This is a genomic window from Ensifer sp. ENS09 (assembly GCF_014852425.1).
In the GTDB taxonomy this organism is placed as follows: domain Bacteria; phylum Pseudomonadota; class Alphaproteobacteria; order Rhizobiales; family Rhizobiaceae; genus Ensifer.
Genome location: NZ_JACVBP010000001.1, coordinates 1,441,195 through 1,456,148, shown reverse-complemented (window position 1 = coordinate 1,456,148; position 14,954 = coordinate 1,441,195). Strand labels below are relative to the sequence as shown.

Sequence of the window (14,954 nt, the reverse complement as noted above, 5' to 3'; positions counted from 1 at the left end):
ATATTGTATTTGACAGTTATATGGTTTCATTCCAGTTTTTGCTTATGTGCCAGCGCATGTAGGAGCATGCGAGGCGGGGAGGCCTCTCCTTCACCTTGACCGCAGCCGGAGACGAAGATCTCGGGCGGCGGATTGCTGCGCATAGACGGAAAGGCTCTCGCCTGCCGGCTTCAACTTTTTTGGGAGAGAACTGATGAAATTGATGACTTCGCTTCTCGCAGCCGCCGCGATTTCGATCGCGTCCTTCGCTGCACCGGCATTTGCGCAGGACAAGGGCACGGTCGGCATTTCCATGCCGACGAAGACGTCGACCCGCTGGATTTCCGACGGCGAGACCATGGAGAAGCTGTTCAAGGAAGCGGGCTACACGCCCGACCTGCAGTTCGCTGACGACGACATCCCGAACCAGCTTGCCCAGATCGAGAACATGGTGACCAAGGGTGCCAAGGTTCTCGTCATCGGCGCCATCGACGGCACGACGCTCTCCGACATCCTGCAGAAGGCGCACGACGCCGGCGTCAAGGTCATCGCCTATGACCGCCTGATCCGCGACTCGGGCAATGTCGACTACTACGCCACCTTCGACAACTTCCAGGTTGGCGTGCAGCAGGCAACCTCGCTCGTCCAGGGCCTCAAGCTCGACGGCGCAACCGAGCCGAAGAACATCGAACTGTTCGGCGGTTCGCCTGACGATAACAACGCCTTCTTCTTCTACGATGGCGCGATGTCGGTCCTGCAGCCGCTGATCGACAGCAAGAAGATCGTCGTCAAGTCCGGCCAGAAGGGCATGGACCAGGTCGGCACGCTGCGTTGGGACGGTGCCGTTGCCCAGGCCCGCATGGAAAACCTGCTGTCGTCGAACTACACCGACGCCAAGGTCGATGGCGTTCTGTCGCCTTATGACGGCCTGTCGATCGGCATCATCTCGGCGCTGAAGGGCGTCGGTTACGGCTCGGGCGACATGGCGATGCCTGCCGTGACCGGTCAGGACGCCGAACTGCCGTCGGTCAAGTCGATCCTTGCCGGCGAACAGTATTCGTCGATCTTCAAGGACACGCGCGAACTCGCCAAGGTCACCGTCGGCATGGTCAACGCGATCATGGAAGGCAAGGAGCCGGAAGTGAACGACACCAAGACCTATGACAACGGCGTCAAGGTGGTTCCGTCCTACCTCTTGAAGCCGGTTGCCGTCGACAAGTCCAACATCAAGGACGTGCTGGTTTCCTCCGGTTACTACACCGAAGACCAGATCAATAATTGATCTTCTTGAGCGTGAGGGCCCGTGCATGCGCGCGGGCCCTTTTATCCAGATGACGGAGCCGGTACTCTCTTGAAGACTGCCGCTGGAATGACTGAACATGGACAATATCATTCTTGAAATGCGGGGCATCACCAAGACGTTTCCGGGCGTCAAGGCGCTGGACAATGTCAGCTTCAAGGTCCGCGAAGGCGAGATCCACGCACTCGTCGGCGAAAACGGCGCCGGCAAGTCGACGCTGATGAAGGTGCTGAGCGGCGTCTATCCCGCCGGCACCTATGACGGCGAGATCCACTATGGCGGCGAAGCCCGTCGCTTCTCGACGATTTCCGACAGCGAAGACCTCGGCATCATCATCATCCACCAGGAACTGGCGCTGGTGCCGCTGCTTTCGATCGCCGAGAACATCTTCCTCGGCAACGAGATCGCCAGCAACGGCGTGATCCACTGGCCGCAGACCTTTGCCCGCACCCAGGAACTCTTGAAGAAGGTGGGCCTCAGCGAGAGCCCGGCGACGCTGATCACCGACATCGGTGTCGGCAAGCAGCAGTTGGTCGAGATCGCCAAGGCGCTGTCGAAGAAGGTGCGGCTGTTGATCCTCGACGAGCCGACCGCCTCGCTCAACGAAACCGACTCCGATGCGCTTTTGAAGCTGCTCATGGAGTTTCGCACGCAGGGCATGACCTCGATCATCATCTCGCACAAGCTGAACGAGATCCGGAAGGTCGCCGACCAGATCACCATCCTGCGCGACGGCGGCACGGTCGAGACGCTCGACTGTCACAGCGAAGACATCGGCGAAGACCGGATCATCAAGGGTATGGTCGGCCGCGCCATGGAAGACCGCTATCCGCCGCGCGAACCGAAGATTGGCGAGACGCTGCTCGAAGTGAAGAATTGGAACGTCTTCCACCAGCAGCACCGCGATCGTCAGTTCCTGCACGACGTCAATTTCACGGTGCGCGCCGGCGAGGTCGTCGGCATCGCCGGGTTGATGGGGGCAGGGCGCACCGAAACGGCGATGAGCCTCTTTGGCAAGTCCTGGGGCCACAAGATCACCGGCGACGTGAAGATGCGCGGCAAGCCCGTCGACGTCAGCACCATTCCGCGGGCGATCGATGCGGGGCTTGCCTATGTCACCGAGGACCGTAAGCAGCTCGGTCTCGTGCTGATCAATAACATCAAGGAGAACACGACGCTCTCCAACCTGAAGGCGGTGGCCGCAAACGGCGTCATCGACGATCGCAAGGAAGCGAAGGTCGCTTCCGACTATCGCTCGAAGCTGCGCATCCGCTCGCACTCGATCTATCAGGAAACGGTCAACCTTTCGGGCGGCAACCAGCAGAAGGTCGTCTTGTCCAAATGGCTGTTCACCAATCCGGAGGTTCTCATTCTCGACGAGCCGACACGCGGCATCGATATCGGCGCGAAGTATGAGATCTACACCATCATCAACCAGCTTGCCGCCGAGGGTAAGGGCATCCTGATGATCTCATCGGAAATGCCGGAGCTGCTTGGAACCTGCGATCGCATCTACGTCATGAACGAAGGCCGCATCGTCGCGGAGCTTTCGAAGGCGGAAGCGAGTCAGGAATCCATCATGCGTGCCATCATGCGTTCAGGGGAGAAACACTAATGGTCGCCGATACGAGCACCCAAAACAACAAGCCCTCGATCGGGGACTACCTCAAGAACAACATCCGCGAATACGGCCTGCTGGTCGCGCTCGTCGTGATCATGCTGTTCTTCCAGTTCGTCACCAATGGCGTCCTGTTCAAGCCGGTCAACATCACCAACCTGGTGCTGCAGAACTCCTTCATCGTCATCATGGCGCTCGGCATGCTGCTGATCATCGTCGCCGGGCATATCGACCTGTCGGTCGGCTCGATCGTCGCCTTCATCGGCGCGATCTCAGCGATCATGCTGGTGAAATGGGGCCTGCCGGCCATCGTCGTCATCCCCGCCTGTCTCATCGTTGGCGGCATCATGGGGGCGGCCCAGGGCTACTGGGTTGCCTACCAGAAGATCCCGTCCTTCATCGTCACACTGGCCGGCATGCTGGTTTTCCGCGGGCTCACCTATGTGGTGCTCGGCGGCCGCCCGATCGGTCCGTTCCCGAAGGAATTCCAGCTGCTGTCGACGGGCTTCGTTCCGGATTTCCTCTATTTCCTCAACCCGGCGCCCGAGACAATCCAGAACATGGTGGCGCTCGTCGCCGTCATCGCGCTGGTCGGCTACGCGATCTATGCGGGCATTCGCGACCGCAAGATCAACGAGCAGCACGGCACGGAAAACGAGCCGTTCATCTTCTTCGCCGTGCAGATGGCGGTCATCGCCGCCGTGGCGCTGTTCATCGGCTTCCAGCTTGCGACCTATCGCGGCCTGCCGAACGTGCTGATCGCCATGGCGGTGCTGATTGCGCTCTACACCTTCATCACCACCCGTTCGACGATCGGTCGCCGCATCTATGCGATGGGCGGCAACGTCAAGGCGACAAAGCTTTCGGGCATCAACACCGAACGGCTGACCTTCTACACCTTCGTCAACATGGGCGTGCTGGCGGCACTCGCCGGCATGATCATCACCGCTCGCCTCAACTCGGCAACGCCGAAGGCCGGCGTCGGTTTCGAGCTTGACGTCATTGCGGCCTGCTTCATCGGCGGCGCCTCGGCGTCGGGCGGCGTCGGCAAGATCATCGGGGCTGTCATCGGCGCCTTCATCATGGGCGTGATGAACAACGGCATGTCGATCATGGGCATCGGCATCGATTACCAGCAACTGATCAAGGGCCTCGTGCTCCTCGCTGCGGTGTTCTTCGATGTCTACAACAAGAACAAGGGTTGAGCGGAAAGCCATAAGACCCGGCGTAAACCAATAACATTCACCGGCAGCCGCGGCTGCCAGGATCGGCGGATTGGTCCGCCGGAATTGGGTGGCGAGAGCCACCCACGGGAACGCTTTTGCCTCGAGAAGGCGAACACAGCGACCCGAGACGATAGGAAGGATAGCATCGTGCTGATTTCGCAGATCAGGAACGAAGACGGATCGATCACGGTGGCGGTGCGGCAGCCCGGTGAGGCGGCGCATGCGGTGAACGGTGCGGCGAGCGTCTATGCGCTGGCGATCGAAGCGGCCAATGCCGGGCGCAGCCTGAAGGAGACGATCGAGGCCACGGGTCTCGGGGCCGCCGTCGACCTCGACAAGGCCTATGCGGAGGGACGCTTCCTGCCGCCGATCACCCATCCGGATCCGGCGCACTTGCATCTGACCGGCACGGGGCTCACGCATTTGGGCTCGGCTGCGACCCGCGACGCCATGCACAAGAAGACAAGCGAGGCAGCCGAGGAAAGCCTGACGGAATCGATGAAGATGTTCCGCATGGGCCTCGAAGGCGGCAAGCCGAAATCAGGCGAGACCGGCGTGCAGCCCGAATGGTTCTACAAGGGCAACGGCACGTCCGCCGTGGCGCCCGGTGATGCGCTCGTTTCGCCCGCTTTTGCCGAGGACGGCGGCGAAGAGCCGGAAATGGCCGGCATCTACGTTATCTCTGACAAGGGCGTTCCGTTCCGTATCGGTTTCGCCGTTGCCAACGAGTTCTCCGACCACAAGACCGAACGGGTCAACTACCTCTGGCTGGCGCATTCGAAGCTGCGTCAGGCAAGCTTCGGTCCGGAAATCCGCATCGGCGTGGCGCCGGAGGATATCCGTGGCATGTCGCGCATCCTGCGCGGCGGAAAGGTGCTCTGGGAAAAGCCGTTCCTGTCGGGCGAAGCCAACATGTCGCACAGCTTCGCCAATCTTGAGCATCACCATTTCAAGTATGGCCTGTTCCGCCAGCCGGGCGACGTGCACGTGCACATGTTCGGCACGGCAACGCTGTCCTTCGGTGACGGCATCCGCACCGAGGAAGGCGACGTGTTCGAGATCGAGGCTTCGGGCTTCGGCCTGCCGCTTCGCAACGCGCTTGCCATCGCGGCAGACGAAGAAGTCGCGATCCGTCAGCTCTGACAGATCTCCAGGCGCGACCGTTCGAGAGGGACGGTCGCTCGCGTTCATGACGGAGGCTCGAAGCCTATGACATTGCACCAAAACCTGATTGCCGGCGAATGGGTCGGTGGTGACGGGGTTGCCAACATCAACCCGTCCGACACCAACGACGTGGTTGGCGAATATGCCCGCGCGTCTGCGGACGATGCGCGGGCGGCGATTGCCGCTGCGAAGGCGGCGTTTCCGGCCTGGTCGCGCTCCGGCATCCTCGAGCGCCATGCGATCCTGAGAAAAACCGCCGACGAGATCCTTGCCCGCAAGGACGAGCTCGGCAGGCTGTTGTCGCGTGAAGAGGGCAAGACCTTGGCCGAAGGCATCGGCGAGACGGTGCGCGCCAGCCAGATCTTCGACTTCTTCGCCGGCGAATGCCTGCGGTTGGCGGGCGAAGTGCTGCCGTCGGCAAGGCCCAATATCGGTGTCGAGATCACCCGCGAACCGGTCGGCGTCGTCGGCATCATCACGCCCTGGAATTTCCCGATCGCCATTCCTGCCTGGAAGATCGCGCCGGCGCTTTGTTACGGCAACACCGTTGTCTTCAAGCCGGCCGAGCTGGTGCCCGGCAGTTCCTGGGCGATCGTCGACATCCTCCATCGCGCCGGCCTACCGAAGGGCGTGTTGAACCTCGTCATGGGCAAGGGCTCGGTCGTCGGCCAGGCGATGCTCGACAGCCCGGATGTGCACGCCATCACCTTTACCGGCTCGACCGGTACCGGCAAACGCGTCGCACTGGCTTCGGTCGAGCACAATCGCAAATACCAGCTGGAGATGGGCGGCAAGAACCCGTTCGTCGTGCTCGACGATGCCGATCTCAATGTCGCGGTCGAGGCAGCGGTCAATTCCGCCTTCTTCTCGACCGGCCAGCGCTGCACCGCGTCGTCCCGCCTCATCGTCACCGAGGGCATTCATGATCGTTTCGTTGCCGCGATGGGCGAGCGCATGAAGGGGCTGACCATTGATGACGCGCTGAAGGCCGGCACCCAGATCGGTCCGGTGGTCGACCAGAGCCAGCTCAACCAGGACACCGACTATATCGCCATCGGAAAGCAGGAAGGCGCCAAGCTTGCCTTCGGCGGCGAACTCTTGAAGCGCGACACGCCCGGCTTCTACCTGCAGCCGGCGCTGTTTACCGAGGCGACGAACGCCATGCGCATTTCCCGCGAAGAGATCTTCGGGCCGGTCGCATCGGTCATCCGGGTCAGGGACTACGACGAAGCGCTCTCTGTCGCCAACGACACGCCCTTCGGCCTGTCGTCGGGCATCGCCACCACCAGCCTCAAGCACGCGACCCATTTCAAGCGCAATGCGGAGGCCGGCATGGTGATGGTCAACCTGCCGACGGCGGGTGTCGACTTCCACGTGCCCTTCGGCGGCCGCAAGGGCTCGTCGCACGGATCGCGCGAGCAGGGACGCTACGCCGCCGAGTTCTACACAACCGTCAAGACGGCCTACACGCTCGCCTGAAGCGCGCCGTCACAGGCCCGCGTGAACGGCGCGGGCCGCATAAGGAAGGAAGAAATGAAGAAGAAAGCTGAATGGCCGCGCAAGCTGCGTTCGCAGGATTGGTTCGGCGGCACCGGCAAGAATGCCATCATGCACCGCTCCTGGATGAAGAACCAGGGCCTGCCTGCCGACACCTTCGATGGCCGGCCGATCATCGGCATCTGTAACACCTGGTCGGAGTTGACGCCGTGCAACGCGCATCTGCGTGACCTTGCCGAGCGGGTGAAGCGTGGCGTCTATGAGGCCGGCGGCTTCCCGGTCGAGTTTCCGGTGTTTTCCGTCGGCGAAAGCACGCTGCGTCCGACGGCGATGATGTTCCGCAACCTCGCGGCGATGGACGTCGAAGAAGCGATCCGCGGCAATCCGGTCGATGGCGTCGTGCTGCTTGGCGGCTGCGACAAGACCACGCCGAGCCTGTTGATGGGCGCTGCCAGCGTCGATATCCCGGTTATCCTCGTCTCCGGCGGCCCGATGCTGAATGGCAAGTGGCGCGGCAAGGACGTCGGCTCCGGCACGGCAATCTGGCAATTCTCGGAAATGGTGAAGTCCGGCGAGATGTCGCTCGCCGAATTCATGGATGCGGAGCAGGGCATGGCCCGCTCGGCCGGCAGCTGCATGACCATGGGCACGGCCTCGACGATGGCCTCGATGGCCGAAGCGCTCGGCATGACCCTGCCCGGCAATGCGGCGATCCCTGCCGTCGATGCCCGCCGCCGGGTGATCTCCCAGCTCTCCGGCCGCCGCATCGTCGACATGGTCAAGGAGGATCTGAAGCCTTCGGATATCCTGACGAAGCAGGCCTTCGAGAACGCCATTCGCGTCAACGGCGCTGTCGGCGGCTCGACCAACGCCGTACTGCACCTCTTGGCGCTTGCCGGCCGTGTCGGTGTCGACCTCAGTCTCGACGATTGGGATCGCCTCGGCCGCGACGTGCCGACGATCGTCAATCTTCAGCCGTCGGGCAAGTACCTGATGGAGGAGTTCTATTATGCCGGCGGCCTGCCGGTCGTGATCAAGGCCGTTGGCGAAATGGGCCTCCTTCACAAGGATGCTGTGACCGTCACCGGTGACACGATCTGGAACGACGTCAAGGATGTCGTCAACTACAACGACGACGTGATCGTGCCGCGCGACAAGGCGCTGACCAAGTCAGGTGGCATCGCGGTGCTGCGCGGCAATCTCGCGCCCAAGGGCTGCGTGCTGAAGCCGTCGGCGGCTTCGCCGCACCTGATGCAGCACAAGGGGCGCGCCGTCGTGTTCGAGAGCATCGAGGACTATCACGCCCGCATCAACAGCGAGGATCTCGACATCGACGAGACCTGCGTGATGGTGCTGAAATATTGCGGCCCGAAGGGCTATCCGGGCATGGCCGAAGTGGGCAATATGGGCCTGCCGCCGAAGGTGCTGAAAAAGGGCATCACCGACATGATCCGCATCTCGGATGCGCGCATGTCCGGCACGGCCTACGGCACCGTGATCCTGCATACCGCGCCGGAAGCTGCCGACGGTGGACCGCTGGCGCTGGTTCAAAATGGCGACATGATCGCCGTCGACGTACCCGCCCGCACCATCCATCTCGACGTCTCCGACGAAGAGCTTGCACGCCGTCGTGCGGCCTGGGTGTCGCCGGTGATGCCGCTCAAGGGTGGTTATGCCGGCCTCTACGTCAAGAGCGTGATGCAGGCCGACACCGGCGCGGATCTCGACTTCCTCGTCGGCCCGCGCGGGGCGGAAATCCCGATGAACCGCGACAGCCACTGACGCTGTCAGCGCACGGGCGGAAGGTTCGCTCGTCCTTCTGCGTGCGCCACAGTTTGCGTCAAATCAGACGTACAAAGGTCACCGTCGCACCGCTATTGCTGTGCGACGGCCCCAATCCGCCTTTGTCCGCAGGCCTGTTCCTCTTTCCTTACTTCTGGGTAAGCACTTACCACTGGGTGCGTATTGGCGTCGCAGCGTCGACGTCATAGTTTGTCCCCGCGACGGTACGTGCCTGCAGACGGGGCGGCCGCGGCAGTGCTCATTAAACGGCGGCGATCGAAGCAAATATGCAGCCGTCGCCCAGCCGCTGGCCCTTCTGCGGCGAGAAAGAGCATGCGCCTCGGCTTGATCGTCTGAACAAGGGCCATGTCGGAACCAATGATCCAAAGGAGTGAAGAAGCGTGCCGTTGATAGATCTCATCGATACCTATTGCGCCGCCTGGTCGTCGGAGGACGCCGAGCAGAGGCGGGCGTTGTTGGTACCGATCTGGGCCGATGGCGCAACGTATACGGATCCAACGGTTCATGCCGTCGGCGCAGAAGAACTGCTCGCGCATATCGCCGGCATTCAGGCCAGGCATCCGGGAGCGCGCATTACGCGGACAAGCGACCTGGATGTTCATCATGGGATCGCACGCTTCGCCTGGCGGTTTGTGATGCCCGACGGATCATCTTTCCCCGAGGGTCTGGACATCGCATTCCTAGATCCCGGCCAGACGCGCATTACGCGCATCATCGGCTTTTTCGGGCCGCTGGTCAGCCTGACGGCGTCGCGCGTCCGATAGACCTCCTTTGATCGGCTACGATTGAGCTGACCTCAGACAAGATCACCGCATCGGTTTCGGCGCGGTGATCCTATGTGCGTGTCATAAGTCATCGTTTCGAAAAGACACGCCTTCGGCCGCATCTTCGCCCTGTGTTATCCACACCGGGCAAAACCCTCGCTTTTCGGCTGATCCGCTGCAACCGGCAGCAACCCTGCGACGTATCCCCATTGTCGGGGCCATTCCGACCCTGACCTTGTTAGGAGGACGATCATGCGGAGGAATGTATTTGCGTTGTCGCTCGGTCTTCTTGCGACGGTGGCGCTGTCCCAGCCGGCATTTTCACAGAGTGCGAACGGTCTTGGCGTCGGCGTGTCCGTCGGTGGCCCGAGCGGGCTGAACGCCAATGTGGGCCTCGGTGGCTCGAACGGCATTAAGGCCGATGTCGACGCATCGCTCGGCGGCGCAAACGGCGTCAATGCCAACGCAAACGCCTCGATCGGCGGTGTGCAAGGCGTCAACGCCGATGTGCAGGCGAGCGCCGGCGGCGCCAATGGCATCAACGCCGACGCCGATGTCGGCCTTGGCGGCGGAAAAGGGCTCAACACTTCGGTCAATGCCACGGTCGGTGGACGGAATGGCCTGACTGCTGGTCTCAAGGCCAACGCAGGCGGCGGCAACGGCGTCGGGCTCGGGCTCGGCGTGGGAGTTGGAACGGGATCCGGCGGCGGGAGCTCCGGGGGTGGCGGCAGCGTTGGCGGTGGAACCGGAGGCGGTTCGGGAGGCTCGGTTTCACCGGGTGCTTCGATGGCCGCGTTCAATGCACTGCCCGCCGGCGAGCGGGTCAAGCTGATCAAACGCTGTCGCGATGTCGTTGGCGGCGGTTATGACAGCGGGCTGGTTTCGCTCTGCCGCATCCTGCAGGCGAGCGCCTCGCGGTAGTCGCAACATCCTGCAGCTTCGGCGGGGCGTCCTCGCCGCCCCGTCTCAGGCCCTACTGACTCTGATTTTGGCTCTGGCCCCGGGCTTGGCTTTGATTCTGGCTTTGGCTTTGCTGCTGCTGTTCGACCGTGACCGACACCTTCAGCGTCTCCTTCGCCTCGCCGTGGATCAGCCCGGAGATGGGGGCGGCGTCGCGGTAGCAGAGGCCGGAGGCGATGCGCACATAACGATCATCCGGGCAGATCTTGTTGGCTGCATCGAAGCCGACCCAGCCGAGCCCGTTGAGATGCACCTCGGCCCAGGCGTGGCTGGCGGTCTGCTCGGGGTGCCCCTCCATCATCAGGTAGCCCGAGATGTAGCGCGCCGGTAGATTGAGCGAGCGCGCCGCTGCGATCAGGATATGGGCATGGTCCTGGCAGACGCCCTGGCCGCTTTCCAGCGCATCCTCGGCCGTTGTTTCCGCATGGGTCTCGCCGGGTTTGTACGTCACCGCCTCGTGGATCGTCTCCATCAGCGCATGCATGCGGGCAAGGTCGGTGTCACCTTCGGCGGATTTTGCGAGTTCTCGGATGAGCTTTCCGGCCTTGGTAAGCGGTGTTTCGCGCGCAAAGAGCCACAGCGGCACATAGGACTGGTGCGGGCCGAAGACGCCGGCGCGGTCCTCCGTGTGGACCTCGCCGGAGGCCGTGATACGGATCGTTTCGCGATCACCGTCGATGCTGACGAGGTGAACACGGTTGCCGAAGTGGTCGTCGTAGCTCACTTCGATCGCAGCGCCATCGACGAGGGTCTCCCAGCCGAGCACGGTCTGGCCCACCTGGGTGAGCGGCGTCAGCCGCAGGCGCTGCAGGGCATACTGCACGGGCTCGTCATAGTGATATTCGGTCGTGTGGCTGATCTTCAGGTGCATGCCATCCTCCGATCTAGAACGCTTCCGGTCAACGGAGTTGTGAAAGCGCTCTATTTCCTTGTTTTTACGCATTCCAAACGCGAAACGGCGTCACACTTTCGCTGGAACTGCTCTAGTAGAATCGGTAGCCGTCGGAGATTTCCTGTCCCAGGCGGTTGTTGTGGCTGATGAACTCTTCGAGATATTCATGCAGCCCCTGATCCATGATGTCCTTGATCGACTGGCTGCGCAGCGACGCAAGCGTCCGGTCGGCCGTCTCGTGGGCGGCATGGCGTTCGCCATACTCCCGCTCGAGATAGCCGAGGTTGCTGGCGATCTTCTCGTAGCAATAGGCGAGCGAGCGCGGCATGCGGCCGTTCGATATCAGGAAGTCGGCGATGTTGGCGGGGCGAAGTTCGGCGTCATAGACCCAGCCATAGGCGCGATGCGCCGAGACCGAGCGCAGGATCGATTCCCATTGCACATTGTCCATCGACGAGCCGACGGCTGCGACCGCCGGCAGAAGCACGTAGTACTTCACGTCGAGAATGCGGGCGGTGTTGTCGGCCCGTTCGATGAAGGTGCCGATGCGCGAGAAATTGAAGATCTCGTTTCGAAGCATGGTGCCGTGGAAGGCGCCACGGATGAGGCCGGCGCGGCGCTTGATCGTGTCGATGATCTCCGGCATGTCCGTCGGGCGCGCCTTCTTCGACAGCATTGCCCTCATCTCGAGATAGCACTCGTTGGTGGCTTCCCAGGTTTCGCGCGTCAGCGCCGTGCGCACCATGCGGGCATTGTGACGGCCCGCCTCGATGCAGGACATCACGCTTGAGGGATTGGCCCGGTCGCGCAGCAGGAAGTCGATCGCGTCGATGCTTGTCAGCGTCTCGTGCACCTCGTCATAAAGTTCGCGCACGCCCGCACTTTGCAGCACTCCGTCCCAGTCGCCCTCCGTTGCCTCGCTGCGGGTCAGCGCCATGCGCAGGCCGGCATCGATCAGCCGGGCGCTGTTTTCGGCGCGTTCGATATAGCGGAACATCCAGTAGAGGCCGTTTGCAGTTCTTCCCAGCATCTCTCAGTCCTCCAGCACCCAGGTGTCCTTGGTCCCGCCACCCTGGCTGGAATTCACGACGAGCGAACCGGCTTTCAGCGCCACGCGCGTCAGGCCGCCGGGGATGATCTGGACCTTGTCGGAGACGAGGACATAGGGGCGAAGGTCGACGTGCCGGGGCGCGATGCCCTTGTTGACGAGGATCGGCACGGTGGAAAGGGAAAGCGTCGGCTGGGCGATGTAATTGGTCGGGCGGGCTTTCAGCTTCTCGGCGAAGACGGCGCGTTCCTTCCTGGTCGCCGTCGGGCCTACCAGCATGCCGTAGCCGCCTGAGCCGTGGACCTCCTTGACCACCAGCTCTTCCAGATGCTCGAGCACGTATTTCAGGCTCTGCGGCTCGGAACAGCGCCAGGTCGGCACGTTTTCCAACAGCGGCTTGCGGCCGGTATAGAACTCGACGATCTCGGGCATGTAGGAATAGATCGCTTTGTCGTCGGAAATTCCGGTGCCGGGCGCGTTGGCAATGGTGATGTTGCCGGCGCGGTAGACGTCCATGATGCCGGGGATGCCGAGGGCGGAATCCGGTCGGAAGGTGAGTGGGTCGAGGAAGTCGTCATCGACGCGGCGGTAGAGCACGTCGATCGCCTCGTAGCCGCGGGTGGTGCGCATCTTCACCTTGCCGTCGATCACCCGCAGGTCCGATCCTTCGACGAGCTCCACACCCATCTGGTCGGCGAGGAATGCGTGCTCATAGTAGGCGGAATTGTAGATGCCGGGCGTCAGCACCGCCACGCGCGGTTTGCCGCTGCAGCCGGGGGGGGCGAGCGACGAGAGGCTCTGGCGCAGCAGATTGGGGTAGTTCTCGACCGGGCGCACGCGGTTCTGATGGAAGAGTTCCGGGAACATCTGCATCATCGTTTCGCGGTTTTCCAGCATGTAGCTGACGCCGGACGGGGTGCGCGCATTGTCTTCGAGAACGTAGAACTGGTCTTCGCCGGTTCTGACGATGTCGGTGCCGACGATGTGGGTGTAGACGCCGCCCGGCGGCCGGAAGCCGATCATCTGCGGCAGAAAGGCTTCGTTCTTCTCGATCAGTTCGCGCGGGATGCGGCCGGCGCGGATGATTTCCTGCTTGTGGTAGATGTCGTCGAGGAAGGCGTTGAGTGCGATGACCCGCTGTTCGATGCCCTGGGCGAGCTTGCGCCATTCGCGGCCGGAGATGATGCGGGGGATGAGGTCGAAGGGGATGAGTTTTTCGGAGCTGTCTGCGTGTCCGTAAACCGCGAAGGTAATGCCGGTTTTCCGGAAGATGTTCTCGGCGTCCTTGGATTTCGCTATGAGCCGATTTCTGTCCTGGCTGGCATACCAATCATGATAGGTCGAATATGGCTGGCGCGGGCTGCTGTCCGCATTCATCATTTCGTCAAATGCCAAAGGCGTGGTCCCCTTATTTTTGACCATTTGAGTACAAGGCTGGTTGCAATGCAAGAAGCGTGCTCAGTCGCCCGAAAAGAAAGTTGACCCCGCCAGAAGCGCCCGTTCGCGGGAAAATCTGCACAACGGCAAGGCAGCCGCATCCGGTCGCCGAAAGCGGTTGCGACCGGGTGGGCAAGAAATATGCACGTGCTCTAAATTTGGACGCGGGCGCCGAAGCTAGCCGAGGCCCATGCAGACGATGGCGAGCACCGCAAGAACACAGAGCACCAGCAGCGACAGCGTGGCGGCAGCGCTTGCACGCGGCCCGCAATGGGCAAGCGCGCGGATGTCGACCTCAAGGCCGAGGGCGGCCATGGCGATGACGGTCAGCCAGGTGGAGACCGTCACGGCGTCGGTCGCGAGCGTGTCGGAGATTGCGCCACTGTTGCGGGCGATGGCGACAGCCACGAAACCCAGGATGAACCAGGGAACGAAGTGGAGGATCGTGGCGAGAGGCGACTTGCGTTGTCCGGGCGCTTTGCATTCCGCCTCCTCATCGCGGCTGCCGATCAGCGAGAAGCAGAAGACGACGGGGCCGAGCATCAGCACGCGCACGAGCTTGACGAGCGTGCCGACCTGGACCGAGAGCGGGCTGAAGGGGCTGGCGGCGGCCAGGACTTGTGGCACGGCATAGACGGTCATGCCGGCAAAGACGCCGTAGCCCTGGGGCGTCATGCCGAGCCAGCCGCCGATGAAGGGCAGCGACAGGACGACGGCGATGCCGAGGATGGCGGTAAAGGAGATTGCGGCTGCGACCTCCTCGCCGCGGGCACCGATCGCCGGTGCGACGGCCGCGATCGCCGAGTTGCCGCATATGGCGTTGCCGCAGGCAATCAAAGTCGCCAGACGTTTCGGCAGGCCAAGCAATCGCGCGATCACGTAACCGGTGGAAATCGACAGGAGGACCATCACGACGATGGTGACGAGCAAGGTCGGCCCGCTTTTGGCGATCGCGTCGAAGCTCAGCATCGCGCCGATCAGCACGATCGCCGTCTCCAGCAGGATCTTCGCCGAGAAGTGAATACCGGAAAGGAAGCGCGCGCCGGGCGTCCAGAGGGTGCGGACGATAGCGCCGAGAAGGATTGCGAGAACGAGGGCTTCTAGCCAGGCGCGGCCGGTCCAGCGCCGCTCGATCCATTCGAGGCCGATGGCCGCAAGGGCGACGAGGCAGCAGAGGAAAAGGCCCGGGAGAATGCGCGTCAGGCGGGAGGCGGCTGAGGAAAAATGGGAGCGAAATGGGGGATGCGATCTGGACATGGGCGCAAC

At 62.5% G+C, this 14,954-nt stretch carries 12 protein-coding genes; 8 read left to right on the top strand and 4 right to left on the bottom strand.

Going from position 1 to position 14,954, the window contains the following annotated elements; translation table 11 throughout:
- Positions 1-193: 193 nt before the first annotated feature.
- The 8 genes from chvE to IB267_RS07200 all read left to right on the top strand — a co-directional run bounded on the left by chvE (position 194) and on the right by IB267_RS07200 (position 10,272).
- The gene (chvE, locus tag IB267_RS07235; RefSeq protein WP_034793892.1) at positions 194-1,261 is read left to right on the top strand and encodes a multiple monosaccharide ABC transporter substrate-binding protein; all 1,068 of its coding nucleotides are present in this window, start codon (positions 194-196) and stop codon (positions 1,259-1,261) included.
- A 97-nt stretch (positions 1,262-1,358) separates the two neighbouring features.
- The gene (mmsA, locus tag IB267_RS07230) at positions 1,359-2,894 is read left to right on the top strand and encodes a multiple monosaccharide ABC transporter ATP-binding protein (RefSeq protein ID WP_192446992.1); all 1,536 of its coding nucleotides are present in this window, start codon (positions 1,359-1,361) and stop codon (positions 2,892-2,894) included.
- On the top strand, positions 2,894-4,102 hold the full coding sequence (mmsB, locus tag IB267_RS07225) for a multiple monosaccharide ABC transporter permease (RefSeq protein WP_043611659.1): 1,209 nt from the start codon (positions 2,894-2,896) through the stop codon (positions 4,100-4,102). The genes mmsA and mmsB overlap by 1 nt, the downstream gene beginning before the upstream one ends.
- 168 nt (positions 4,103-4,270) lie before the next feature.
- Complete coding sequence (gene araD1, locus IB267_RS07220; protein WP_192446991.1) at positions 4,271-5,266, top strand: AraD1 family protein; 996 nt, start codon at positions 4,271-4,273, stop codon at positions 5,264-5,266.
- A 66-nt stretch (positions 5,267-5,332) separates the two neighbouring features.
- Complete coding sequence (locus tag IB267_RS07215) at positions 5,333-6,766, top strand: aldehyde dehydrogenase family protein (RefSeq protein WP_192446990.1); 1,434 nt, start codon at positions 5,333-5,335, stop codon at positions 6,764-6,766.
- A gap of 54 nt (positions 6,767-6,820) precedes the next feature.
- Positions 6,821-8,566, top strand: a complete 1,746-nt coding sequence (gene araD, locus IB267_RS07210) for an L-arabinonate dehydratase (protein ID WP_192446989.1) — start codon at positions 6,821-6,823, stop codon at positions 8,564-8,566.
- Between the two features lie 401 nt (positions 8,567-8,967).
- The gene (locus IB267_RS07205) at positions 8,968-9,351 is read left to right on the top strand and encodes a nuclear transport factor 2 family protein (protein ID WP_192446988.1); all 384 of its coding nucleotides are present in this window, start codon (positions 8,968-8,970) and stop codon (positions 9,349-9,351) included.
- A 252-nt stretch (positions 9,352-9,603) separates the two neighbouring features.
- Positions 9,604-10,272: a hypothetical protein gene (locus IB267_RS07200; RefSeq protein ID WP_192446987.1), complete on the top strand. Its 669-nt coding sequence runs from the start codon at positions 9,604-9,606 to the stop codon at positions 10,270-10,272.
- 52 nt (positions 10,273-10,324) lie between these two features.
- Here IB267_RS07200 and IB267_RS07195 read toward each other — a convergent pair whose 3' ends face one another.
- The 4 genes from IB267_RS07195 to IB267_RS07180 form a co-directional block, all read right to left on the bottom strand.
- Positions 10,325-11,182, bottom strand: coding sequence for a transglutaminase family protein (locus tag IB267_RS07195; RefSeq protein ID WP_192446986.1), 858 nt, complete (start codon positions 11,180-11,182; stop codon positions 10,325-10,327).
- A gap of 112 nt (positions 11,183-11,294) precedes the next feature.
- Entirely contained in the window at positions 11,295-12,233 is a 939-nt protein-coding gene (locus IB267_RS07190; RefSeq protein ID WP_192446985.1) for an alpha-E domain-containing protein, read from the bottom strand.
- Between the two features lie 3 nt (positions 12,234-12,236).
- Positions 12,237-13,631: a circularly permuted type 2 ATP-grasp protein gene (locus IB267_RS07185; RefSeq protein ID WP_192447211.1), complete on the bottom strand. Its 1,395-nt coding sequence runs from the start codon at positions 13,629-13,631 to the stop codon at positions 12,237-12,239.
- A gap of 234 nt (positions 13,632-13,865) precedes the next feature.
- Positions 13,866-14,945: a YeiH family protein gene (locus IB267_RS07180; RefSeq protein WP_192446984.1), complete on the bottom strand. Its 1,080-nt coding sequence runs from the start codon at positions 14,943-14,945 to the stop codon at positions 13,866-13,868.
- Positions 14,946-14,954: the final 9 nt, after the last annotated feature.

Excerpts from the sequence above, each read along its gene's own strand:
- IB267_RS07195 (WP_192446986.1), bottom strand. The coding sequence starts at position 11,182 with ATGCACCTGAAGATCAGCCACACGACCGAATATCACTATGACGAGCCC.
- chvE (WP_034793892.1), top strand. The coding sequence starts at position 194 with ATGAAATTGATGACTTCGCTTCTCGCAGCCGCCGCGATTTCGATCGCG.
- mmsB (WP_043611659.1), top strand. The coding sequence starts at position 2,894 with ATGGTCGCCGATACGAGCACCCAAAACAACAAGCCCTCGATCGGGGAC.
- IB267_RS07215 (WP_192446990.1), top strand. The coding sequence starts at position 5,333 with ATGACATTGCACCAAAACCTGATTGCCGGCGAATGGGTCGGTGGTGAC.
- IB267_RS07180 (WP_192446984.1), bottom strand. The coding sequence starts at position 14,945 with ATGTCCAGATCGCATCCCCCATTTCGCTCCCATTTTTCCTCAGCCGCC.
- mmsA (WP_192446992.1), top strand. The coding sequence starts at position 1,359 with ATGGACAATATCATTCTTGAAATGCGGGGCATCACCAAGACGTTTCCG.
- IB267_RS07190 (WP_192446985.1), bottom strand. The coding sequence starts at position 12,233 with ATGCTGGGAAGAACTGCAAACGGCCTCTACTGGATGTTCCGCTATATC.
- IB267_RS07200 (WP_192446987.1), top strand. The coding sequence starts at position 9,604 with ATGCGGAGGAATGTATTTGCGTTGTCGCTCGGTCTTCTTGCGACGGTG.
- IB267_RS07185 (WP_192447211.1), bottom strand. The coding sequence starts at position 13,631 with ATGATGAATGCGGACAGCAGCCCGCGCCAGCCATATTCGACCTATCAT.
- araD (WP_192446989.1), top strand. The coding sequence starts at position 6,821 with ATGAAGAAGAAAGCTGAATGGCCGCGCAAGCTGCGTTCGCAGGATTGG.